Below are 775 nucleotides of genomic sequence, written 5' to 3'. Positions count from 1 at the left end.
TTGTATGGTCGTGGCTCCTTAGCCGAAGTGCGCCTAATTGAGAGACAATTTACTTTCTAGGCGATGAATTAACAGAAAAATCAGACTCCAGCTAAACTTTGCAACGGAGCCAAAAATAAAACTCAATCCATTATAACCCAGCAAAAAAGTCAATGGTTTCTGGAATTTTTGCGCTCCCCTCTTATCACTTGGTATAATGTCAGATTACTTTATTTTGATAGAGAGTTAACGTGAAAAAAAGAGAGTTTGTTACCCAGCCTAAGAAGTCAGATAAACCATCAAGAAAAGCAAGCAATCCCGAAGCTATGAAAACCCGTAGGCGCATAGAAGATATTGAAGAACAAAGGGAACTTAAGGCAGCCCTTGAATTATGACCATATAACAATTAATTTTCAGAAATTAATGTAGGGGTATGAGGCCCAATGGAACGAGTTTGACCACTTGTAATTAGTTGGTTCCATTAGGGTGTACTCAATTCAAACCCATTGATATATATTAAGATGGTTTTAGCCTGATCATTTACTGATGGTGTCGTGGTGGCGTAAATTTCTAGGATTACAGTTTACAACTCCAAATTGAATAAAATTTGAGCTCGGGTAATTTCTTGTTTAAAATCTTCATTCACCCTCTGAATCTCAATCAATTTCTGTTCAAGATCACCTTTAGGGTAACCGTCCGAGCAAGTACATCTTCAACTGCGTTCATTGATCCCTTATTTTAACGTCTGACTATCACATCAGGAGTTAACATGACTAAACGTTCTCATGAAGAGTGG

At 37.7% G+C, this 775-nt stretch carries 1 protein-coding gene; it reads left to right on the top strand.

The window, feature by feature from the left end; genetic code table 11:
- The first annotated feature begins 230 nt into the window (after positions 1-230).
- On the top strand, positions 231-374 hold the full coding sequence (locus L2764_RS27465) for a PA3496 family putative envelope integrity protein (RefSeq protein WP_248943494.1): 144 nt from the start codon (positions 231-233) through the stop codon (positions 372-374).
- Positions 375-775: the final 401 nt, after the last annotated feature.

The sequence above is a fragment of the Shewanella surugensis genome (assembly GCF_023284005.1).
GTDB classification, from domain to species: domain Bacteria; phylum Pseudomonadota; class Gammaproteobacteria; order Enterobacterales; family Shewanellaceae; genus Shewanella; species Shewanella surugensis.
Note: the sequence above shows the minus strand (reverse complement) of the source record. Positions and strands in the feature narration are given on the sequence as shown.